Genomic DNA, 21,263 nt, shown 5'->3' on the forward strand with positions numbered 1-21,263 from the left:
CTACGTGAAGACTTGTATGAGATTTTTGGTCTATCTGGTAAATCTCTTTTAGAGGATTATTTAGCTTTTATTCGTAGAGTATTAACTTTTAATTTCGGGCCATCTTTTATCTCTTTCCCAACACCAGCGTTTGAATTAGTATTGAGAAGATTACCATGGACTATAGGGCTTCTTTCAGTATCAACTCTGATTACATGGACAACTGGAAATCTTTTAGGGACTATGGCTGGCTACTTTAGGACGAGAAAATTTGCCAGAATACTTGAGAGCGTAGCAATATCATTATATCCGGTGCCATATTATATAATGGCGTTAATACTCATGTTACTTTTTGCGTTTTTAATACCCATTTTTCCTCTAGGCGGAGGAATCAGTATAATTCCGGAGACCTTAAACTTAGAGTTGATCCTTAATATAATTTGGCATTCATTTCTCCCGGCTTTATCCCTAATACTTCCGGGAGCACTAGGTTGGTCCTTTCTTAGCTCCAGAACACTGACTTTAGAAGTCCTATCTGAAGATTACACAAAGTACGCGGAGTTCAGAGGTTTACCCGGAAAACATGTATTAAGGAGGTATGTGCTCAGGAATATTCTTGTGCCGCAAATGACGGTCTTAGCATTGTCTCTTGGAGGAATATTTAGTGGAGCACTACTCACTGAAGTCATATTTGCGTATCCAGGCGTGGGTCAGCTAGCGTATAGAGCTGCTTTTGCGGGCGACATAAATACTCTTATGGCTGTACTGCTCCTATCCATGATAGCCGTGTCTACAGCTATCTACTTGCTAGATTTGCTCTATCCGCTTATAGATCCAAGGATAAGATATAGGTGAAAACAACGATGAGTTCGTCATTTTTAAAGAATGTTGGCAGAAATTTCGTGCTTCTCTACAAGAGCAACTTTAAATTTAAACTGGGTTTCACACTGATTCTAATAATTTTTATTTTAGGCTTTGCGGTATCCTCATTCTCTCCAATAAACACTCGCGCTTTATACACTGTTCCAAAGGATCAGCCCCCATCCTTCAAATACTTGTTAGGAACATCTAGCATGGGTCGGGATGTATTCTGGGAACTCTGCGCCTCAATTGGCAAATCTCTAACTATAGCATTGATAACCGCACTTATAGCATCTCACATAGGCTTATTTATCGGTTTAATATCTGGAATAAAAGGCGGCATGCTTGACAGACTCTTAATGTTTATTTCAGATACCTTCATAATAGTGCCTGGCTTCCTTTTATTGGTTGTAATCATTTCAATAATTAAGTCATGGATCACCGTGCCTCTTATAGGTGCAATAATATCTATAGTTTCATGGCCTTGGCCCGCCAGGCAAGTTAGGTCCATGGTTTTATCTCTTAGGGAGAGAACCTTTGTTTATACGGCTAAGCTTTCAGGTATGGGAACTGGCAAAGTTCTACTTTTTGAAATAATGCCTTATATATTTGGATGGCATCTTGTGAATTTCACTAATACAATACTTTTCTCTATAGGTACAGAGTCGGGTTTAGCGATATTCGGCTTATCATTATTAGGCGATAACACATTAGGTGTAATGCTTTATTGGGCTCTAAATTATTACGCTCTTTTTAGAGGAATATGGTGGTGGATAACAGCTCCAATTGTGACTCTCGTATTAATTTTCGTTTCATTTTATCTTGTTTCCACGGGATTAAGTGAGTATTTACATCGCATAATGAAGTGACCTTCTATGGAACTGGTGCTTAGAGCAACCAACTTGAAGGGTGGTTATCTGCTGAATCCCGCATATGCCGCAGCCTCGCAACATGAATTATATGTGGACGCTGTTAGCGGCGTATCACTAGATCTATTTAGAGATGAAATATTTGGTATAGCGGGAGAATCCGGATGCGGCAAATCAACATTCACTAAGATAATTTACGGATATCTAGAACCCCCATTAATATTAAAGGATGGAGCCGTTCACCTCTACACTAAAAAGGGGAAAGTTTTTCCGATAACGTCTTTAAGTAGAGAACAGTTAAAGAAGGATGTCTTCTGGAAGCACGTTTCTTATATACCTCAGAGCTCCATGAACGTATTGAACCCTACCATGAGGATAAGAGACCACTTCGCAGAGATGTTTAAGCTACATGCTAATATGGGTAAAACAGAAGCCTACGAGGAAGCTAAAAAATATTTAGAACAAATGGGGCTTCCTAAGGATGTATTATCGGCTTTCCCCCATCAGTTAAGCGGAGGTATGAGGCAAAGAGTAGTAATATCTCTAGCGTTAATAATGAGACCGGATTTGATTTTAGCAGATGAACCAACCTCAGCTCTTGACGTTATAAATCAGCAAACGGTTTTATCAATGCTTAAAGACGCCCAAGAATCTTTTAAAAATACGGTCGTGATAGTATCTCACGATATGGGAGTTCATGGAGTTATAACTCACAGAATAGCTGTTATGTACGCTGGCAGGATCGTAGAAGTGGGGAGAACAGAGGAAGTCTTTGAAGATCCTTTGCATCCCTATACTCAAGCTTTAATAAAAGCATTGCCGAGATTAGGTGATAAAACTCAACGTAAAGGTTTAAGTGGACATCCGCCTGACCTTAGGAACCCTCCACCAGGCTGCAGGTTTGGTCCTAGATGCCCATTCTCTGGGCAACAATGCAAGGAAGAGAGCCCTACTCTGCGCGAAGTAAAACCTGGACGTTTTGTTGAGTGTTGGTTATATTACACGTAAGGGGTGATTTTATGAGCGAGAATTTTTTGCTTCAAATAATAGATGTTAGCAAAATATTTGGTTATGGTTTTCTCGGCAGAATTAAATTTCCAGCGGTAGATCACGTATCTCTCACCATGGAGAATAAACCAAAAATATTCACGATTGCTGGTGAGAGCGGATGTGGAAAGACAACGCTGGCAAGAATGATGCTTGGAATAATTGAGCCAAGCATGGGGAAGATCCTATATAAAGGCAAGGATCTACATAAACTCAATTCAAAAGATAAGTTGTTGTTCTTAAAAGAGGTTCAAGGTGTTTTTCAGGATCCCTATGACACGTTTAATCCACTAAAAAAGTGGAAACATATCTTTATGAAACCACAAGGAATTTGTTGGGATTAAAAGATGATGAGGCTGTGATCAAGTATATTAATGATACGCTGAGCTTCATGGGGTTATCTTTTAAGGATGTGAAGGGTAAATATCCGCGAGAATTTTCGGGTGGGGAATTACAGAGAATTTCTATTGCTAGGGCGCTCCTATCTAAACCTAATTTAATGATCGTAGATGAACCTGTATCTATGATCGATGCATCTATGAGAATGAATATATTAAATATGTTTAAGAGTCTCCGAGATGATGATAAGGTATCATTCATTTATATAACACATGATCTCGCAACAGCCTACTACATAAGTGACGACATAGCAATAATGTATAGGGGAATCATTGTGGAAGCGGGCCCTGCTGAAAAGGTGCTTACGGAAAGATATCACCCCTATACTAAGGCTTTGATAGAGGCTTTACCTGAATATAGCAAGAGAAGCGAGTGGTTCACTAGAAAAACAAAGCCTCCAGGCATAGAAGTTAAGGAGTTCGTAATGCCCTACTGCAAATATGCTCATTCATGTCGTTTCAAAATGGATATATGCGATCAAAAAAGGCCTCCCATGATCAATATCAATGGAGTAAAAGTTTCTTGCTGGTTATACAAAAAATGAGCGGGATGAAAAGCAGGACTCTTTTATCATAATTGTTGTAAAACTTAAAATACTAGGTTTAAAATATTTATTACATGGTTGGCCTAATGTCGTTGAATAAGTTTTACATAATAATTCTTTTGAGTATTATAGCAGCTTTATTATCACAAATTATTCTAGTTAACGCTAAGGCTAACATTGAAGTTTTCATCTACGATTTCCCCGAATTTGAAAGTTCAAAATATATGAATAATTACCTCAGCAAATACTCTGAATTAAAACCGACATTCTATTATTTGAATGATTCAAGTAATTTAAAGGACTTTTTGAACATAGCTAATCTACTAGTTACACATGGCGTTTCTGTATTACCACCCAACTTCTGCACTCCCTGTGAAATGGCACGAGGATTAAATTGGCAGGAGATTTACATACAATACCTGACGCCATTAACTCTAATCTTTCGGGATGGAAGATTAATGGCGATGGTGATTTCAAGATACGATGAGAATACGTTGGAGCAAGCGCTCACGCATTCTAGTTCTGGCAACAAAACAAAAGTATTTTTATCTGGCGGAAGTACGGAATTGTTGAAGGATGAAGCGAGAACTAAATTAGAAGAACTTTTTAAAAATAAAATAAGATATCAGGTAAACTTCTTTCATATTTTGCCCATCATCGTCATAGCAGCATCCCTGGATGCCATAAATCCATGTGAATTTTTTATTCTTATTGTTTTTCTCTCGTTAGTTGCTATACGATTTGGAAGAGAAGCCCTTTTAAAGTTTGGGTTAGCCTTCTCAGTGGCGATTTTCGCCGCCTATTTTATGATGGGTCTTGGAATATGGAGGTTAATCGGTTACCTTCATGAGGCACGAATAGTAGTTATCATTTTAGGCTTATCTCTTGGGCTTAGGTCGATGCTAAACTTTATTTTTGGCCTTTTTGGTTTGTCGATAGGCTTCAGAGAAACTATTGGAAGTCTTCTAAACAAGAGGTTTAAGCGCATACCAAAGCTCATCTCAGAAAAAGTTGCTACTCAATTAAGAAGGTTTTCCAATAACCCCGTATCAGCTTTCCTCACGGGAATAGTCACGAGCATATTCCTTCTCCCATGTACGTCAGGGCCATATTTAATTGCCCTAAGCCTTATAGCAAACCTAGAAACGCAAATGCAAGGGCTCTTACTTCTCATATTATATAATGGTATAATAATGGCACCGTTCTTGGTGATAACTTTTGGCATTTACCTATTAAAAATTAAAAGTAGCCGATTAAAAAGGTGGTTTTCTACAAAACAGAGGTGGCTAAATCTTATAAGCGGACTATTAATGTTAACCTTAAGCATTTACTTAATTTTCTATGCATTGTAGGAGAATTTCCAGAAGCGCTTAGGAGACAAGAGATGAATCCTTGGCCAAGAGAATATGCACAATGGAAGTAAATATTCATGGCTTTTCCAGATGGTGAGGGATAAATTTTATCGGTGGATTGGTGCGGGGGGTGGGATTTGAACCCACGAACCCCTTCGGGACGGGATACCCCATCGTTGGATCTTGAGTCTTACGCGCACATGGCCTTTTATCCGTCATGTGCTCCGCGCATCTGGTCTCTGCCTTAATGTTTGACCTAGCTCTGCCACCCCCGCATTAACCACATATTTTTTAGGTAAAAAAATATACTTGATCTCACCATTAAATTTATCTCTTGAGAGCGAGGGAGGCATGCTGTTGAGCGAGGATGAGATTGTTGAAATTATTGAGAATGCTAGCAGGAGCGTTGTGAACATTAATACTTTAAGGGTTTTCCACGACTTCTTCTATCAGGTTGTCCCAGTTGAGGGTATAGGTTCAGGCTTCATATTTGAGGAGAGGGGATACATTTTAACCAATTATCATGTTGTTGAAGGGGCTGAGAGGATAATTGTCACTTTAACCGATGGACGCGTCTTTGAGGCTAAGCTCGCTGGAGCCTACAGGGGTTTAGATATAGCGGTCCTGAAGATAGATGCTGAGAACCTAGTGGCCGCTAAGCTAGGCGACTCCGATAAGTTAAGGGTTGGGCAAAGGGTTTTCGCGATAGGAAATCCCTTTGGGCTGGCTGGTGGGCCAACAGTCACGTCGGGAGTTATAAGTGCGCTGAGAAGGACGATTCATTCTGAAAGGGGGATTTTTAGGGATCTTGTTCAGACGGATGCTGCCATCAACCCGGGGAACTCCGGCGGGCCGCTCATAAACATTAATGGCGAGGTTATCGCAATAAACACGGCTATAATACCTTTCGCTCAGGGAATAGGTTTCGCTATACCGATAAATGCCGCTAAGGAGGTTGCTAGAGAGATAATATTGCGTGGCTACTATACGAGACCTTGGCTTGGAATCGCTGGCGTAAGCATAAATAGGCGCATAGCCGAATACTATGGTCTACCAGTTGAGCATGGCGTGCTCGTTGCTAGGGTTACACCTGGAAGCCCCGCGGATAAGGCTGGGATAGAGCGAGGCGACATAATACTTGAGTTTGATGGGAGACGTATTGGTGGAGTAGAAGAACTTCAGGGGATCATTTCTGAGAAAAAGCATGGTTCTGAGTGCGAAGCCGTAATTCTAAGGGGTGTAAGAAGGTTTAGGGTGAAAATTATATTGGAGAGGGAGCCCTGAATCAATTGGGCGCCAACCATATATTCTGGTTAACATTATAATCTCTATGGTGATGTTAAATGCCCATAGACCCGGACTTCCATAAGAAGAGGAAGATCGTTGATAACCATAAGGGGCATGCCGTCTGGGGCCCCATTGAGCCGCCCACAAAACTTGGAATTCATGGAACAAATGTCGCCGTTGACTGGGATATATGTGAGGGATGCGGAACATGTATCGACGTCTGCCCAGTAGGCCTTTATGATTGGGCTGAGGCGCCCGGTCATCCGGTTTCAGAGAAGAAGTCGGATCCAGTTAGAGAGTCTGAGTGCATACAGTGCTTAGCATGTGAAACCCAATGTCCAACGCAAGCGATAAAAATCACCCCGCCCTAACATCCTTTTCTTTTTTAAACCACCCTTAATCCATTAACCCTATATCAGCGATGAGAGTTATCGCTTTCGCGGTAATGTAAGGGGTGAGATGATAGAGGACATCAGGAGGATAATGTTGACTGCTCAGAAAAATGAGATTACTGAGCATTATGTCTATAGAAAGCTGGCCCAATCTATGAAGGATCCTAATAACAGAGGTGTTTTGAAGAGTATTTCAGACGAGGAGCTTAAGCATTATGAGTTTTGGAGAGAATATACGCGTAAGGATATTAAACCCAGCAGGCTTATAATCTGGAAATACTTCTTAATTTCCAAGATTTTCGGGATAACCTTTGGAATAAAGCTCATGGAGAGAGGTGAAGAGAAGGCCCAAGTTATATATGAAAAAATAGCTGAGCGTATTCCCGAAGCTTCTAGAATAGTTGAAGATGAAGATTCACATGAAAAGGAGCTTATGGGTCTAATTGATGAGGAGAAGCTCAGATACGTTAGCTCCATAGTTCTAGGATTAAATGATGCGCTTGTTGAGCTTACAGGGGCGCTAGCTGGCTTCACGCTGGCTTTGCAGGAGGCGCGTTTAGTTGCGATGACGGGATTAATCACTGGGATTGCAGGGGCGCTCTCAATGGCTACATCAGAGTATTTGTCAACTAAATCCGAGGCGGATGCTAAGGATCCGATTAAGGCGGCCGCATATACGGGTACAACCTACATCCTCACCATACTATTTCTGATATTACCATACATGCTCTTAGATGAGATCTATATATGCATTGGTTTATCGCTGATGAGCGCGGTAATACTTATTTCCCTATTCACTTTCTATATATCTGTGGCGAAGGATTTGCCTTTCAAGAAAAGATTCCTAGAGATGACCGTTATAAGTCTCGGAATATCTTGCTTAACCTTCCTTATAGGCTTTCTAGTAAGAATATTTCTGAACATAGAGATATGAGATATTCTGAGAAGAATTCATAGTAAAAAAGATAAGTGAGGTGATGTTTTAAGGGTTTACGAAAAAACTTTCACTCCAATTTCTTGTAGCAGAGCCACCAGTCTAGGCACTTTATTTCTCCAGCTTTCTCCTGCTCTCTTCTCTTCTGGATCATGTCTACAGTGTTTGCGGGCGGGACTATCACGTTGTCGCCGACTATCTCATTGTTCGGCCAGTTGGCTGGTATAGCGTAGCCTTTATCAGCGATCTGGAGCGCTCTCACCATTCGGAGAATCTCATCCATGTTTCTGCCAAGCTCCATTGGATAATAGAGTATAGCTCTGATAATGCCCTTAGGATCAACTATGAAGACGGCTCTCACAGTCTGTGTTCCCGCAGCCTGCTTATGGCGCATGCCTAATCTTGCGGATATTTCTCCAGTGTTATCCGCAATTATTGGGAACTGTATCTCTACGCCGAGCTTCTCTTTAATCCACTCCTCCCATTTCAGATGCGCGAAAACCTGATCTATGCTTAGCCCTATTAGCTCGCAGTTTAACTTCTTAAACTCGTCATATCTCTTCTGAAACGCGACGAACTCTGTAGTGCATACTGGCGTGAAGTCCGCCGGGTGGCTGAACAGGATAAACCACTTACCGCCATAATCATCTGGAAGCTTAATCACGCCTCTAGTAGTTCTAACCTCCATCTGGGGGAATCTGTCGCCTATTAACGGCATCCTATACTCTTCCATAAAAATCCCACCAATAAAATTAAGCGTGAAAAGTAGATATAAGATTTGCTTGCGAAAATCGGCTTAAAACAATGGTTAGAAAACCGCTTTCGGAAGATTTATCACAATTATCGCGAAATTTTCACAAAATATTTGAGTAAGATTAAATTATCCTTTTAGTGGCTTAAGAGATGCTACGACACCAGTTCTTTTACTTTTCTCACTATGCCCGCTGCATCTATTCCTTGCTCCGCCATGAGCTCCTCCGGTTTTCCGGAGTGCGGCATCTTTCTGACCGCCAATATATGTGGCTTTATCCCTAGCGACGCCACAGCCTCGCCGATCCCGCCCTCCGAATAATGATCTTCAACCGTTATTATACGCCCCGTCTCCTCGGCGGCCTTGATTAGAGTTTCAGCGTCCAATGGTTTAACCGAATAGCAGTCTATAACCCTGACGCTGATCCCATCCGCTTTCAATTTCTCATAAGCTTTTAAGGCTTCGTGAACCGTTATCCCGGCCGCCACAATGGTTGCCTCATCATTTCCGCTACATTTAAGAACTTTTGAACCCCCGATGTGAAATTCTTCATCATTATTATAGATAACCGGCGTTTTAGGCCTAGTTGTCCTAATGTAAGATATGCCTTCAAAGTTTGCCATTGCGCATGTAAGCTTCTCGGCGCTCACAGCGTCGCATGGATAGAGGACAGTGCTGCCGAAGACCGCTCGAAAGAGGGCTAAGTCCTCTAAACCCATCTGGGAGGGGCCGTCTTCGCCTATTGATACTCCGGCATGCGAACCAGCTATCTTCAGGTTGGCCCTAGAGTAAGAAGCCATTCTTATCTGGTCGAAGGCTCTTGATAGGAAGCATGCGAATGAGGAGAGAAATACGTCGAAGCCCTGTGATTGAAGCCCGACGGCTACGCCGACCATGTTCTGCTCAGCAATATAGCATTGTAGGCTTCTCTCCGGGAACTTATCGAAGAAATACATTGTGAATGTTGAGTTCTTCACATCGCCGTCTAGAACAACCATCCTTTCATTCTGCTCACCCATTTTAACAAGGGCTTTCCCGAAAGCTTCTCTAGTTGCAACCATCTCGCCTACCTTGTATTCAGTTCTAATTAAGTATTTCTTTCTCGGCTCAATGGGAATTTTAGCCTCTGTAAGGTTCCGCGGCCTAAAATTAATATCTTTTATTTTAGGAAGAATCTCTTTCTCCGCTCGGCCAAACTCCTCTTTGCTTAAAGCTCTTCCATGCCTATCTTCAGCGTTTTCAAGGAAGCTCACGCCTTTACCCTTAACCGTCCTAGCGATTATAAAGAAGGGTTTATCAGAATTTTTGGCCTCATTAAAAGCCCTCATTAAATCTCTAATGCTGTGTCCATCGCATACGGTTACATTCCAGCCGAAGGCTTTAACTCTCTCAGCGTATGCTTCCCAGTTCCACTGAAACATGGTTGGCTCGCTCTGACCAAGCCTATTCATATCCAATATAGCTATAAGATTCGACAATCTCAGCTTACCAGCCAAATTTAACGCTTCCCAAACAGAGCCCTCAGCAACCTCCCCGTCGCCTAGAAGAACATAAACCCGTCTATCTATGCCCAGAAGCCTTTTGGCGTAAGCCATACCTAAACCTATGGATAAACCTTGCCCAAGCGAGCCTGTTGCAACCCTTATACCCTTAACCCTAGGTACAGGATGCCCCTCGAGCTCGGAGTCAAACTGCCTTAAAGTCATAAGCTTCTCTCGAGGAAAGACGCCTATTTCAGCTAGAGCCGCATATAGGATTGGGGCGGCATGACCTTTCGACAAAACAAACTCATCATTATCTAAGTAATCCAAGTTTTTCGGATCCACATTTATAATGCTGAAGAATAATGTTGCCATAATTTCAGCGCTCGATAGGCAGCTGGTTGGGTGGCCAGACCCAGCATTTGTAGTGGATCTAAGACTATGCAGTCTCAGAATGTTCGCAATGTTTTGGAGACCTTCCTCAATATCCTCCGGAACATTCATTATGGACACCTATAATAGATCAAAAATTTTAAAGAATTATTAACGTTTTGCGTTATCCACCTTTAAGTCTGCTTAAAGTTTCCTTCCGCGCTAACCTAACGATTTATTGATTTATGACAGTTTCCTCCTAAAATATTCTGAGATGAGGAACCACCACCTTCAACGTAGATAAGTGTGAATTTAAAGCGGAAGTTTAAGTTTTAAATACTCATTGTGCACCTATAATTAATGTACGAATATTTGATTGGAGGCTGAAAAAGTGAAGTGCCCAGTTTGCGGTCAAGAAGCAAAGCTCGTGAAGGAATGGGATTTAGGTCCTAGAGTCCACATAAAGCTTTATGAATGCTGCGGCAAAAAGTTCCGCGAGTACATAAAGAAGTAGAAAATGCCGTCGACGCGCCTAAGAACATTGAGGCATGGTTTCCACCATAAGTCTCAACTTTATTTATATCCTTAAACTATTCATGTTTATGTTGTGATAATGAGAGATGAGGAACGCTTCAATCATGAGAATCTCTGTTACTGAAATACTTAATAGCTCGTTTTCCGTTTATCTAAGCAGCTTAGAAATCTTCTTCTCGATCTTTTTAGCCTTAAACGTTGTTAACGTCGCTTTAATTAAATTTATTCTAGGTTTTTTGCCGCCTTTTAATCCACCATATATTTCAGCGGATAGTTTTCTTCTTCGAACAGTTAATTATTTGGCTTCCTCAACACCGATCCTTTCTCTCGCTTTCCTTTCAGCTTGGATATTAACAAACTTAGGTTGCGGTTTAGCGGTCAAATCTGCTTTCGACATTTTTGAGGGGAGGAAAGTGAATGTGAAAAGCAACCTTATATTAGTTTTCAAATTACTGAAAGATATATTGAGCGTAAGTTTCTTGACAGGAGTTCTTATTGTCTCGGGAATAATCCTCTTCATATTTCCGGGGATTATTATGGCTGTGATCTTTAACCTATCTATACCAGCGCTAATATCTGAGCGGTTAGGGGTTTTTAGGAGCTTGAAGAGGAGCAGAGATCTAACTGATGGCGCATGGTGGAAGACTTTTCTACTCCTCACAGCAGTATTCATATTGCTTGCGGCGGCCTATTTATCCGCGGAGCTACTGACGACAGTTCTTCGCTCAAGCATTGCTAAAACGATGGCTACCATCATAGCTATCTCGCTCGTTGAGCCTATATATCCCATAAGCATATCCAATCTCTATAATGTTCTTGAGAGGCAGAAAGCCGCCCATCGGCCGATAGATCGCGAGACAGCATACCAGCAACGCATTTTCGAGTCGGAAGTGAAGGTTTGCTACAACTGTGGACAGATTTTGCCATATGATGCAGTATACTGCCCGAATTGTGGAGTAAGAGCCGTCTAACCAGCCTTCAATAAACACCTTGTGAATAAAGATGTAAATTATTTTCGTGGAAAACGCGTTAATTGCTTTTATCGTTAAAGCTAAGAATAAATTAGGCACGCCATTAAAAATAAATTGATAGATTTACGTTAAGCTGCTGGGGGATTCCTAGATAATGGATTACTCTCTCGTCACAGAGGCGTATGAGAAAATCGAAGGCACGACAAAGAGGCTTGAAATGACCGATTACCTAGTTGAATTGCTTATGAAAACACCCAAAGAAGTCATAGATAAAGTTGTGTATTTAACTCAGGGTAAACTTTACCCAGACTATGTAGGCATAGAGCTCGGCGTAGCGGAGAGGCTTGCGTTAAGGGCTGTAGCTAAGGTTGCGGGGCGCAAAGAAGAAGAGATTGAAGAAGATTTGGCGAGAACCGGAGATTTAGGTGAAACCGCGCAGATCTTCCTAGAGAAAAGGCGCCAGGTGTCTTTCTTTAGAAAGCCTTTAACCGTAGAGAGAGTTTATCAGACTCTTGATAGGATAGCGAAGGCTGCCGGAGAAGGCTCTATGGATTTGAAGGTAAATCTTCTGGCAGGTCTTTTAGCTGACGCGACGCCGAAAGAGGCAAAATATATTATTAGAACTGTTACCGGGAAACTTCGCCTCGGCATAGCCGACATGACCATTCTGGATGCGCTGGCAATAGCCTACGGTAAGGGGAAGGGTGCAAGAGACATTATTGAGAGGGCGTATAATATATCCTCTGACCTAGGCAAAGTTGCCAAAGCCCTCGCTGAAGGCGGACTTGAAGCCCTCAAGAATTTTCATGTCTCAGTCGGCAATCCAATTAGACCGATGCTGGCCGAGAGATTAAGCTCTCCTGCCGAGATACTTGAAAAACTTGGCGGAAAATGCATCGCCGAATACAAGTATGATGGCGAGAGAATACAAGCCCACAAGTCTGGTAACGACGTAACGCTATTCTCAAGGAGACTTGAAAATATTACAAGCCAGTATCCCGATGCAGTAGAATTAATCAGGAACCATGTTAAAGCTGAAGCCGCCATAATTGAAGCTGAATGCGTGGCTGTGAACCTCGATACCGGAGAGATGATGCCCTTCCAAGAGCTCATGCATAGGAGACGCAAATACGATATTGAGAAAGCCGCAAAAGAGTATCCTGTCTCCCTCTTCGCATTCGATGTGCTCTATGTTGATGGTAAAGATTTAACGTTAGAGCCGTACCCGACGAGGCACAAGGTTCTTGAGGAGATGATCGAGCAAAGCGATAGGTTTCAGATAGCTAAATACTTGATTGTTGATAACGCTGACGACCTAGAGCGTTTCTTTGAGGAGGCTGTAGAGGCTGGATGCGAGGGGCTTGTCTGCAAGTCGCTGAGCGGCGACGCTATTTATCAGGCTGGAGCTAGAGGCTGGCTCTGGATAAAATATAAGCGGGACTATAAGAGCGAGATGACCGACACGGTAGACCTCGTAGTTGTCGGAGCATTCTATGGTAGGGGAAGGAGAGCTGGAACCTATGGAGCGCTGCTTCTAGCAGCTTACAACCATGATAACGATACTTTTGAAACAGTTTGTAAGTGCGGATCCGGCTTCACAGATGAAGATCTACAGAACCTTCCAAAAATGCTTGATCCCTATAGGATTAACCATAGGCATCCACGGGTAAACTCAAACCTTGAGGCGGACGTATGGTTCCTGCCAAAAATGGTTATAGAAGTAATCGGAGCCGAAATAACTCTAAGCCCAATCCACACCTGCGCGAAAGACCTGATAAGAAAGGGAAGCGGATTAGCAATAAGATTCCCGAGATTTACGGGAAGGTATCGCACCGATAAATCGGCGGAGGATGCTACAAGAGTGGACGAAATAGTGGAAATGTATAGGAGACAACTAAAGAAGATAGAAGCCGAGTAATATTAACCAGAAAATTTCTATTATACGCCAAGCCAGGTCTAAGCCTTGAGCACCACCCGGCCCGTTTAAGCAAAGTCTTTGTCGCACGTCAGTCTTCAGCCGTTTCGACTGACGTGCTCTTTGCTTAAACGCGGTGCTCAAAGCCTACTTCCTGGCTTGGGCATAATAATTTTTCGTGTATTTGACTTATAAAACTTTTCACACAATTTTTTAAGTTTAAAATCTAAATATTTTTGGAGGATGGTTTTGAAAAGACCTCTTGAGCGATTCGAAGAAGATTTAGACCTTATTGTGAATAAGCTTTGTAGTGGTGAAAGTGAGAAAACTTGTCAGCAGATTTTGAGGCTAAGAGATAAGCTGATTGCTCTTTACAGGAGAAACCTTGTTAAAATTAATCATTCTGTTATGGAACTTATATGCGCCAAATACCTTATTTTGAGCGGATACTATGTTGATGTGGAATATGCTTTAGACGGCATATCATGCGACATATATGCTTTAAAAGGGCTGGGCAGCCTAATTGTTGAAGTTGAGACAGGTTATGTTCCGCCAGAGCATGCTGTCGACCCAGAAATATACTGCATGGTTAGAGTGACAAGTAAAATCGTTAGGTACAGCAATTATGCGGAGAAATTCGCTTTAGCGACGCCGCCATACTATGTGCTCTGTTTTTCGCCAGCATTAATTAAGCCGCCGAGATATAGGACGTTGAGCGAGATCAAAGAGATTAAAGCCTTATGCGACCTGTATTATAGTAATCCGCCGGTCACTATTGAGGAAATAAGGAATGCTCGCCTACACGCAATATACATAATCGACGTGGATAAGGGAGTGGTTAAAGAGACCGACCCAAACACTTATCTGGAGAAGACGCAGGAACTCTATAAGTGGTGAAGAGCATTGAGGAAAGTTACATTGCTAATTCTCCTCTGCATACTCACAACTATACTCTGTTCATACTTTGGTGAAAACCCTCTGCTCGACGCCTTGTATTTTAGCGGCGAGAACCTCGCGAAAGGATATTTTTGGACCCCGATAACATCTCTTTTTATACATGCAAATTTAATGCATCTAATCGGAAACATTGTTTTTCTCTACATTTTTGGGAGCACGTTGGAAAGGGAGGTTGGGTCGGCTAGAACCATGTTGGCATTCTTTTTTGGTGGAGCATTATCGTTTATTTTAAGCCTATACTTTTACGGTTACAATGCTAGGATGGTTGGTGCCTCAGCTGCGATTTTCACATTAGCGGCCGCGGTTATGCTCATTAAACCGCTTAAATTTTCCTGGATATTTTTGATGCCTTTAGGACTTGTCGCAGTCTTATATTTCATATATAATCTTTTCGCGGCTTACTATTTAGCTGGCAGCACTAGTATAGGTTACTGGGGGCATGCTATAGGCTTTTTAATAGGAGTCCCGTTTGGAATTTCTTGGAGCCGCGGTAAATGGAAAATAAACCTACTGATAACGGTGGCGCTTTTAGCATTATACCTGTTTGCAGTTTTCATTATAACGAGGATGCTTTTTTGAAGGCGCTTAAAGGATGTTTTCCCAAAAAAATTAAGAGTGAAATGGTGTCAAACTAAACTTTAGAATTGAGCATCATTGAGCATAGCGGCTCTTGAAGCGTGAAGCGTATCTGAAGGGGGGATTGCTATTAGAGTTTACTTTGGGGTGTGCGGTATCGGATTTGGGCATGCTGGAAGATGCATACCAATAGCTAATAGGCTCAGGGATCTGGGCGCCGAGATATTATTCTCAACCTACAAAGATGCTGTAGAATACATTAGGAGAGAGGGTTACCCCGTGGTTGAACCCCCCTCAATGGACGTCATGGTTAAACCGGATGGAACGATAGATTTCAGGCAGACAGTAGTCAACCCCGGCCCCTTCCTAGCCGCCTTCATGTTTACTAGGCAGGTTGAGACCGAAATTAGATTTCTCAGAGCGTTTAAGCCGGACGTTGTTGTCTCTGACTCACGAGTTTCCCCTATTATAGCCGCAAGGTCTCTAGGCATCCCAGACATATGCATAGTTAACCAATTCAAAATAATAATACCTAGGAAGAAGAGGCTTCTCAGGCTTGCAAAGATCACCGAGACTGGGGGATTAGCAATAATAGGTAAAATTTGGGTTGCTGGGCCATCCCCCCTTCTGATCCCGGATTTTCCGCCACCATACACGATATCTGTTGAAAACCTAAAAATGCCGATGAGATATTATAGGCGCGTAAAATTTGTCGGCCCTATACTGCCCACTTACCCGGACGAACTGCCAAGTAAGGAGGAGCTACGCGAAAAGCTTGGTTTTAACGATGATAAACCGTTGATATTTGCGCCCATAAGCGGGCCATTAAAAGAGAGAGCCTACATAATCGAAGTCTTAAAGAAGATTTTTAGGGAGTTTCCTGAAGACTATCAGATCGTCATGTCTACTGGAAGCCCGGATAATCCTATTCAAGTTACCAGATATAAACGCAACTTTACGGTTTATAACTGGCTTCCAAACAGATTTGAGTATTTGAAGGCTTCGGATCTGGTAATCTCTAGAGCTGGGCACGGAACATTAACACAAAATATTTACTATGGTAAGCCAATGGTGCTAATACCGACGCCAAGCCACACTGAGCAAACAAACAACGCAATAAGGGTCAGGGAGATGGGGATTGCTGAGGTTATAGAGCAGAGTGAAGTCACTGTGGAGACTCTTCTTAGCGCCGTGAACAAAGTCTTATCAGATGATACGTATAGGAGGAATATTGAGGATATACGAAGTAAGGTTATTGGGATAAATGGATTGAAAACCGTGGTAGAAACGATTCTAAACTTAGTAGAAGATGGTTATGGCGCTTAGCGCTGGATCATCACCCTCTGTAGTTTAGTCCCAGCACATATATTTCAGCGCTACTCTTCCTACTTGCTTCAGGCTTTATAACTTTCACCTGATTGAAATGCTCTCTAACCCTACCTAAGAATTGCTGAAATAAATCTCCTTGGAAAACCTTCGTAAAAAAATTTCCACCTTTCCTAAGAGCCGCGAGAGCTATGTTTAGCGAGGCTTCCGCGAGCTCTATTTGCCGTGCATGATCTAGCTCCCAGACCCCGGAAACATTCGGTGAAACATCTGATATCACAACGTCTGCCGGCCTTGGCAAAATGGCTTTAATCCTTCCTATTGTTTCAGAATCCCTGATGTCGCCAACAATTGTGTGAACATTCTCAAAGTTTAACGGTTTAATCTCCCTTAAATCTACGCCTAAAACGAAGCCTTTATCGCCAACCAGTTTTCTAGCGGCTTGAAGCCATCCGCCTGGAGCAGCACCTAAATCAACGACGACATCTCCATATTTTATAAAACCATATTTTTTCACTGCCTGTAGAAGCTTATATGCTGCGCGCGACCTATAATTTTCCTCTTTCGCTCTCCTATAATAATAATCTCTTTTTCTCAAAAGCCATTGACCGGGCAAATAAACATTCACCATGAAAAAGCGGCATATATTTAGGCTTGGTCTTCCTTAAGTATCCACTGCACTAATTTTTCGCAGTTGTTTGGTGAAGTTCTTCCACCAGCACCACACTTTAAGCTTTCCTCACATGAGATGCATGGGCAGTCCAGTATTGAGTCTATTGAGACAGCATGGCGCTTAGGATACAGCCTATATGTCCACCGCCCCCTTGAAATCTCCGGCTTCCGATAAATTAATCCTTTGCTTTCAAGCCTAATCGATATTCTAGACCCCTCCCTACTCGTAGCGTTAATCTCGCGCCAGAGATCCGATTGCAGTATCCCCTTCTCGCCGCTCCTCATTATTATCTCAAGCGCCTTCTGTTCAAGATCATTGTCTCTAGGCATAACTAATTCTCCTCAAACTTCGCAATTCCCTTAATAAAAATATTCGTCATCCATAAATATAAAGCATATTAAGTGAAAGATAAAGCATTAATTTTTAAGGATCCATTCCCCAATATATCTTATGCGAAGGCTAGAAGGCTACTGCCTAGGCATCGAGAGCACAGCCGATGACTTTGGGGTTGGAATAGCTTCTTTTAGCGGCGAGGTGCTCGCCAACGTTAATGATGTTTATATTCCGGAGAAGGGGGGAATTCATCCGAGAGAGGCCTCAAGACACCACGCCATGGTTGCCGGTAAAGTTATATCTGAAGCGTTTAGGAAAGCTGGGATAAAGCCGAGGGAAGTCGACGTGATAGCTTTTTCACAGGGGCCGGGTTTAGGGCCATGTTTAAGGGTTGGCGCAACCGCCGCAAGAGCCTTAGCATCATATTTAAACAAGCCTCTGGTCGGGGTCAACCATTGCTTAGCCCACATAGAGATAGGTAGAATGGTTAGCGGGGTTAAAGACCCTGTAACGCTTTACGTGTCCGGAGGCAACACCATCGTGGCCGCTTTTGAAGCGAGGAGGTATAGGGTTTTCGGCGAAACCTTAGATATCGCTGTTGGAAATTGCCTAGATGTTTTTGCTAGGGAAGCTGGCTTAAAGCCTGAGGCCGGCAAACCCCTTGGAGCGATCGTTGAAGAGTTGGCGTCGCGGGGCAAGAGGTTTGTCCAGCTACCGTACACCGTTAAGGGTATGGATTTATCCTTTAGCGGACTGCTAACCGCTGCCATAAATCTTCTACATGAAGGAAAACATTCTCTTGAAGATATATGCTATAGTTTTCAGGAAATAGCGTTCGCGATGCTAACAGAGGTTACTGAAAGAGCATTAGCGCACACGGAGAAAAAGGAGGTTTTATTGACTGGAGGAGTCGCGGCAAACAAAAGATTGCAGAGTATGCTGAGCGCGATGTGTGAGGAGCACGGCGCACGCTTCTGTGTTGTACCTAGGGAATATGCCACAGATAATGGGGCCATGATAGCTTGGACCGGAGTATTATGCTACAGGCATGGGTTGATCACCCCGATTGAGAAGAGCTTTGTTAAGCTTAAGTGGAGGCTAGACGAAGTCGAGGTTCCATGGATTTAAGTTAAATTTGAGAGGGCAGAACCGAGGGGTTATGAGATGAGCGTCCTGATAAAGAAGGGTGCTGAGGCAAGTATTTATCTCGAAGAATGGTGTGGCATGAAAGCCATATTTAAGAGAAGGTACCCGAAAAAGTATCGTACACCTGAACTCGATAGGATGCTGCAGGTGCAGAGGACTAAACATGAGCCGCAGATGATTCATAAGGCTAAGGAGGCGGGGGTCCCTACGCCAATAATATTTATGGTTGACTTAGAGGAGTCTACAATAATCATGGAGTATGTTGAGGGCAAGCAGATAAAACAGATACTTAATGACCTGCCGCCCGACGAGAGAATTAAGATATGTCGGCAAATAGGCGTACTTGTGGGTAGGCTGCATAAAAATGGAATAATCCACGGCGACCTCACCACCTCAAACATGATTTTAACAAAGCATGGAAACATAGTTTTTGTGGACTTCGGTTTAAGCGAGCAGAGCACGGATCTTGAGGAGAAAGGCGTAGACTTACATTTAATGAAGAGATCTTTTGCTAGCACACATTATAAATACGCTGACGAATGTTTTAGGGCGGTTATGGAAGGTTACGAGGAAGTGGTGGGAAGCGAGGTTGCGAAAGAAGTTTTAGAGAGAGTTAGAGAAATAGAGAGAAGAGGCCGATATATAACGGAGAGGTGAAAATGCAGCCCAAAAGATTCCCCTACGGTAAACTAATATTTTTTGCGACTGGAAACATCAATAAATTTAATGAAGCCAGAGGGGTTTTAGCGGAATACGGAATATCAGTTGCAATGCTCAAAATTAAAACGGTGGAAATTCAAGATGACGATATTGAGAATATTGCGAAGGCGAGAGCCTTAAACGCTTTACGTGAGGTTAATTTGCCGTTGATCGTCGAAGACGCCGGGCTCTTTATAGATGCTTTAAAAGGTTTTCCGGGACCATTCTCCTCATATGTTTATAAGACGATAGGGTTGAACGGAATAATTAAGCTTTTAAATGGGGTGGAGGATCGTAGAGCGCATTTTAAGTCCGCAGTTGTATTCTGTGATCCAAGCGGCGAATTAAAGTGTTTCATAGGAGTGTCTAATGGTAGGATTGCTAGAGAACCCAGAGGCAGCAGCGGCTTCGGCTTCGATCCGATATTTGAGCCTGATGAGCGGCCTACAAAAACCTTTGGTGAAATGGGCATCGAAGAGAAAAATCTTTTCTCACATCGTGCAAAAGCTTTGAGAAGATTTGCTGAGTGGTATAGGGATTGGTCTACTTCCTGAAAACCGAAAAATATATTTTCATCTCTCTGCCCTTTTTTGTTTCAATAGGCTTGAGGTTTGAGAAGAGATGCCTATAGTTGATCCATTAAAGAGGAGCATAGCGCAGAAGAAGAGACTTTACCTAAAGATATGTAGAGACTGCGGTGTTAGAAACGCTCCAACCGCTGAAAAATGCAGGAAATGCAGAAGCAGAAACTTAAGATGGAAGAAGCGGGAGAAGACCCGATAGTTATCAAGCATTTTCTTCCCTAAATAACAGCATTTATTCTCCTTTTGGACATCATAATAAAAGGTTTCACGAAGCGTTGTTGCGCGTTTAAATTTTAAGTTGGATTATCATCCAACTTTAAGGATTACTTCTATCTGGCAGTCAGAAGGCATTCTCATCTTCTCCATCCACTCATTTCCGACAGCTATCATAGCAAATATCCCCGCGACTTCAGCCTTCGCCTTATAGACAAGGTTTAGAAGAGCGTTTTGGGTCTCCCCACTCTTTATAATGTCGTCAACTATTAGGATGCTATCGCGCCTCTTAATCGCGTCCCTTGGAATATAAAGCGTTAAAGTGTACCCCGAATTGCTTAATACATATGTTTCCTCAAGGAACGATGAGACCCCAACCTCCTTATTTGACTTCGCTATAACCAAGTTAACGCCTAAAGCATTGGCAACCATCGTTGCGAGAGGGACGCCGTCCACGGCGGCGGTTAAAACTTTCGTTATTCTTTTTCCAGCGAACCTAGCTATCGCATAGTTTGCAGCCTGCCTTAAAAGTATTATGTCGCCTATGAGCAAGGTATTATCAAAATATCCGTCGCTGTTAAACTTTAACCTCCTCTTGAACTCGTTCTCTAAGCCAACAATTTTCGATAGCGTGTTCCATAGCTGGCGAGCCCTTTCCTTGTTCGGTAGGACATGGCCTTTGGCATACCTGCTTAAGACCGTTACGGGTAGATCGGTTTTAGCGGCGAGCTCTCTGTAAGTATAATATTTTTTAGCTGTTCGAAGCAACTCCACTGTTGCTAAACGAAATTTTAAATCTTCGGTGTGGGTTGAAGCTTTAACCTCATCATATGTTAAATCGTGGAGCATAACGTCTCCTCCCGCGCTGAATAATTCTGGATAGATCCGTTATAGAATAATTTTCTTTTCGTTTTCTTTTCAGTAGTTCGAAAACCAATCTCGTAAAGTTGGGCGAAAAAAATAAGAATTGACTTGAAATAAGATTGTTTTTCGTTTAATTTTGTTATGAAGGTGATAGTCGTAAAGAATTTTAACGAAAAATGTGTAAGATTGCCTTTTTTACGCAGA

The 21,263-nt window shown here is 42.5% G+C and carries 24 protein-coding genes and 1 tRNA gene; 19 read left to right on the forward strand and 6 right to left on the reverse strand.

The window, feature by feature from the left end; all coding sequences use genetic code 11:
* The first annotated feature begins 12 nt into the window (after positions 1–12).
* From QXR61_00505 to QXR61_00530, 6 genes are all read left to right on the forward strand, one after another.
* Complete coding sequence (locus QXR61_00505) at positions 13–834, forward strand: ABC transporter permease (GenBank protein ID MEM3756435.1); 822 nt, start codon at positions 13–15, stop codon at positions 832–834.
* Positions 835–842: 8 nt separating this feature from the next.
* Complete coding sequence (locus QXR61_00510) at positions 843–1,709, forward strand: ABC transporter permease (protein MEM3756436.1); 867 nt, start codon at positions 843–845, stop codon at positions 1,707–1,709.
* A 6-nt stretch (positions 1,710–1,715) separates the two neighbouring features.
* On the forward strand, positions 1,716–2,717 hold the full coding sequence (locus QXR61_00515; GenBank protein ID MEM3756437.1) for an ABC transporter ATP-binding protein: 1,002 nt from the start codon (positions 1,716–1,718) through the stop codon (positions 2,715–2,717).
* 11 nt (positions 2,718–2,728) lie between these two features.
* Complete coding sequence (locus QXR61_00520) at positions 2,729–3,100, forward strand: ATP-binding cassette domain-containing protein (protein ID MEM3756438.1); 372 nt, start codon at positions 2,729–2,731, stop codon at positions 3,098–3,100.
* On the forward strand, positions 3,091–3,699 hold the full coding sequence (locus QXR61_00525) for an ABC transporter ATP-binding protein (GenBank protein ID MEM3756439.1): 609 nt from the start codon (positions 3,091–3,093) through the stop codon (positions 3,697–3,699). The genes QXR61_00520 and QXR61_00525 overlap by 10 nt, the downstream gene beginning before the upstream one ends.
* An 86-nt stretch (positions 3,700–3,785) precedes the next feature.
* Entirely contained in the window at positions 3,786–5,051 is a 1,266-nt protein-coding gene (locus tag QXR61_00530; GenBank protein ID MEM3756440.1) for a cytochrome c biogenesis protein CcdA, read from the forward strand.
* A 119-nt stretch (positions 5,052–5,170) separates the two neighbouring features.
* On the opposite strand, the gene QXR61_00535 is transcribed toward QXR61_00530, so the two are convergent.
* Positions 5,171–5,326 (reverse strand) — tRNA-Leu (locus QXR61_00535).
* A gap of 76 nt (positions 5,327–5,402) precedes the next feature.
* Here QXR61_00535 and QXR61_00540 point away from each other — a divergent pair.
* The 3 genes from QXR61_00540 to QXR61_00550 all read left to right on the forward strand — a co-directional run bounded on the left by QXR61_00540 (position 5,403) and on the right by QXR61_00550 (position 7,664).
* Positions 5,403–6,335 carry a trypsin-like peptidase domain-containing protein gene (locus QXR61_00540; GenBank protein ID MEM3756441.1) on the forward strand — a complete coding sequence of 311 codons (933 nt, stop codon included), beginning with the start codon at positions 5,403–5,405 and terminating at the stop codon, positions 6,333–6,335.
* A 59-nt stretch (positions 6,336–6,394) separates the two neighbouring features.
* Positions 6,395–6,709: a 4Fe-4S binding protein gene (locus QXR61_00545; protein ID MEM3756442.1), complete on the forward strand. Its 315-nt coding sequence runs from the start codon at positions 6,395–6,397 to the stop codon at positions 6,707–6,709.
* An 88-nt stretch (positions 6,710–6,797) separates the two neighbouring features.
* Positions 6,798–7,664: a VIT1/CCC1 transporter family protein gene (locus QXR61_00550; GenBank protein MEM3756443.1), complete on the forward strand. Its 867-nt coding sequence runs from the start codon at positions 6,798–6,800 to the stop codon at positions 7,662–7,664.
* Between the two features lie 70 nt (positions 7,665–7,734).
* On the opposite strand, the gene QXR61_00555 is transcribed toward QXR61_00550, so the two are convergent.
* Positions 7,735–8,397 (reverse strand): peroxiredoxin, encoded by a 663-nt coding sequence (locus QXR61_00555; protein ID MEM3756444.1) that lies wholly within the window; start codon positions 8,395–8,397, stop codon positions 7,735–7,737.
* 173 nt (positions 8,398–8,570) lie between these two features.
* A complete protein-coding gene (locus QXR61_00560) occupies positions 8,571–10,400 on the reverse strand; it encodes a transketolase (GenBank protein ID MEM3756445.1) in 1,830 nt (609 codons plus the stop codon).
* A gap of 259 nt (positions 10,401–10,659) precedes the next feature.
* Between QXR61_00560 and QXR61_00565 the strand changes: the two genes are divergently transcribed.
* From QXR61_00565 to QXR61_00590, 6 genes are all read left to right on the forward strand, one after another.
* On the forward strand, positions 10,660–10,782 hold the full coding sequence (locus QXR61_00565) for a hypothetical protein (GenBank protein MEM3756446.1): 123 nt from the start codon (positions 10,660–10,662) through the stop codon (positions 10,780–10,782).
* Positions 10,783–10,906: 124 nt separating this feature from the next.
* Positions 10,907–11,773 (forward strand): YciC family protein, encoded by an 867-nt coding sequence (locus QXR61_00570; protein MEM3756447.1) that lies wholly within the window; start codon positions 10,907–10,909, stop codon positions 11,771–11,773.
* Positions 11,774–11,927: 154 nt separating this feature from the next.
* Entirely contained in the window at positions 11,928–13,691 is a 1,764-nt protein-coding gene (locus tag QXR61_00575; GenBank protein ID MEM3756448.1) for an ATP-dependent DNA ligase, read from the forward strand.
* Between the two features lie 246 nt (positions 13,692–13,937).
* The gene (locus tag QXR61_00580; protein ID MEM3756449.1) at positions 13,938–14,585 is read left to right on the forward strand and encodes a hypothetical protein; all 648 of its coding nucleotides are present in this window, start codon (positions 13,938–13,940) and stop codon (positions 14,583–14,585) included.
* 6 nt (positions 14,586–14,591) lie between these two features.
* Positions 14,592–15,224, forward strand: coding sequence for a rhomboid family intramembrane serine protease (locus tag QXR61_00585; protein ID MEM3756450.1), 633 nt, complete (start codon positions 14,592–14,594; stop codon positions 15,222–15,224).
* 126 nt (positions 15,225–15,350) lie between these two features.
* The gene (locus tag QXR61_00590) at positions 15,351–16,547 is read left to right on the forward strand and encodes a glycosyltransferase (protein ID MEM3756451.1); all 1,197 of its coding nucleotides are present in this window, start codon (positions 15,351–15,353) and stop codon (positions 16,545–16,547) included.
* Between the two features lie 10 nt (positions 16,548–16,557).
* On the opposite strand, the gene QXR61_00595 is transcribed toward QXR61_00590, so the two are convergent.
* The gene (locus QXR61_00595) at positions 16,558–17,163 is read right to left on the reverse strand and encodes an RlmE family RNA methyltransferase (GenBank protein ID MEM3756452.1); all 606 of its coding nucleotides are present in this window, start codon (positions 17,161–17,163) and stop codon (positions 16,558–16,560) included.
* Positions 17,164–17,195: 32 nt separating this feature from the next.
* Entirely contained in the window at positions 17,196–17,549 is a 354-nt protein-coding gene (locus QXR61_00600) for an Lrp/AsnC family transcriptional regulator (GenBank protein MEM3756453.1), read from the reverse strand.
* Between the two features lie 121 nt (positions 17,550–17,670).
* Between QXR61_00600 and kae1 the strand changes: the two genes are divergently transcribed.
* The 4 genes from kae1 (at position 17,671) to QXR61_00620 (ending at position 20,181) form a co-directional block, all read left to right on the forward strand.
* Entirely contained in the window at positions 17,671–18,681 is a 1,011-nt protein-coding gene (kae1, locus tag QXR61_00605; GenBank protein MEM3756454.1) for a KEOPS complex N(6)-L-threonylcarbamoyladenine synthase Kae1, read from the forward strand.
* Between the two features lie 36 nt (positions 18,682–18,717).
* Complete coding sequence (locus tag QXR61_00610; GenBank protein MEM3756455.1) at positions 18,718–19,356, forward strand: KEOPS complex kinase/ATPase Bud32; 639 nt, start codon at positions 18,718–18,720, stop codon at positions 19,354–19,356.
* Between the two features lie 2 nt (positions 19,357–19,358).
* Positions 19,359–19,952 (forward strand): XTP/dITP diphosphatase, encoded by a 594-nt coding sequence (locus QXR61_00615; protein MEM3756456.1) that lies wholly within the window; start codon positions 19,359–19,361, stop codon positions 19,950–19,952.
* A 67-nt stretch (positions 19,953–20,019) separates the two neighbouring features.
* Positions 20,020–20,181, forward strand: a complete 162-nt coding sequence (locus QXR61_00620) for a 50S ribosomal protein L40e (protein ID MEM3756457.1) — start codon at positions 20,020–20,022, stop codon at positions 20,179–20,181.
* Positions 20,182–20,288: 107 nt separating this feature from the next.
* Here the strand turns inward: QXR61_00620 and QXR61_00625 are convergent, their stop codons facing one another.
* Positions 20,289–21,044, reverse strand: coding sequence for a phosphoribosyltransferase family protein (locus tag QXR61_00625; protein MEM3756458.1), 756 nt, complete (start codon positions 21,042–21,044; stop codon positions 20,289–20,291).
* Positions 21,045–21,263: the final 219 nt, after the last annotated feature.

The sequence above is a fragment of the Candidatus Bathyarchaeia archaeon genome, from assembly GCA_038882715.1.
Lineage (GTDB): Archaea > Thermoproteota > Bathyarchaeia > Bathyarchaeales > DTEX01 > DTEX01.

Coding starts and splice junctions, on each gene's coding strand:
- QXR61_00510 (MEM3756436.1), top strand. CDS start 843: ATGAGTTCGTCATTTTTAAAGAATGTTGGCAGAAATTTCGTGCTTCTC.
- QXR61_00515 (MEM3756437.1), top strand. CDS start 1,716: ATGGAACTGGTGCTTAGAGCAACCAACTTGAAGGGTGGTTATCTGCTG.
- QXR61_00520 (MEM3756438.1), top strand. CDS start 2,729: ATGAGCGAGAATTTTTTGCTTCAAATAATAGATGTTAGCAAAATATTT.
- QXR61_00530 (MEM3756440.1), top strand. CDS start 3,786: ATGTCGTTGAATAAGTTTTACATAATAATTCTTTTGAGTATTATAGCA.
- QXR61_00540 (MEM3756441.1), top strand. CDS start 5,403: ATGCTGTTGAGCGAGGATGAGATTGTTGAAATTATTGAGAATGCTAGC.
- QXR61_00545 (MEM3756442.1), top strand. CDS start 6,395: ATGCCCATAGACCCGGACTTCCATAAGAAGAGGAAGATCGTTGATAAC.
- QXR61_00550 (MEM3756443.1), top strand. CDS start 6,798: ATGATAGAGGACATCAGGAGGATAATGTTGACTGCTCAGAAAAATGAG.
- QXR61_00555 (MEM3756444.1), bottom strand. CDS start 8,397: ATGGAAGAGTATAGGATGCCGTTAATAGGCGACAGATTCCCCCAGATG.
- QXR61_00560 (MEM3756445.1), bottom strand. CDS start 10,400: ATGAATGTTCCGGAGGATATTGAGGAAGGTCTCCAAAACATTGCGAAC.
- QXR61_00570 (MEM3756447.1), top strand. CDS start 10,907: ATGAGAATCTCTGTTACTGAAATACTTAATAGCTCGTTTTCCGTTTAT.
- QXR61_00575 (MEM3756448.1), top strand. CDS start 11,928: ATGGATTACTCTCTCGTCACAGAGGCGTATGAGAAAATCGAAGGCACG.
- QXR61_00600 (MEM3756453.1), bottom strand. CDS start 17,549: ATGCCTAGAGACAATGATCTTGAACAGAAGGCGCTTGAGATAATAATG.
- kae1 (MEM3756454.1), top strand. CDS start 17,671: ATGCGAAGGCTAGAAGGCTACTGCCTAGGCATCGAGAGCACAGCCGAT.
- QXR61_00610 (MEM3756455.1), top strand. CDS start 18,718: ATGAGCGTCCTGATAAAGAAGGGTGCTGAGGCAAGTATTTATCTCGAA.
- QXR61_00615 (MEM3756456.1), top strand. CDS start 19,359: ATGCAGCCCAAAAGATTCCCCTACGGTAAACTAATATTTTTTGCGACT.
- QXR61_00620 (MEM3756457.1), top strand. CDS start 20,020: ATGCCTATAGTTGATCCATTAAAGAGGAGCATAGCGCAGAAGAAGAGA.
- QXR61_00625 (MEM3756458.1), bottom strand. CDS start 21,044: ATGCTCCACGATTTAACATATGATGAGGTTAAAGCTTCAACCCACACC.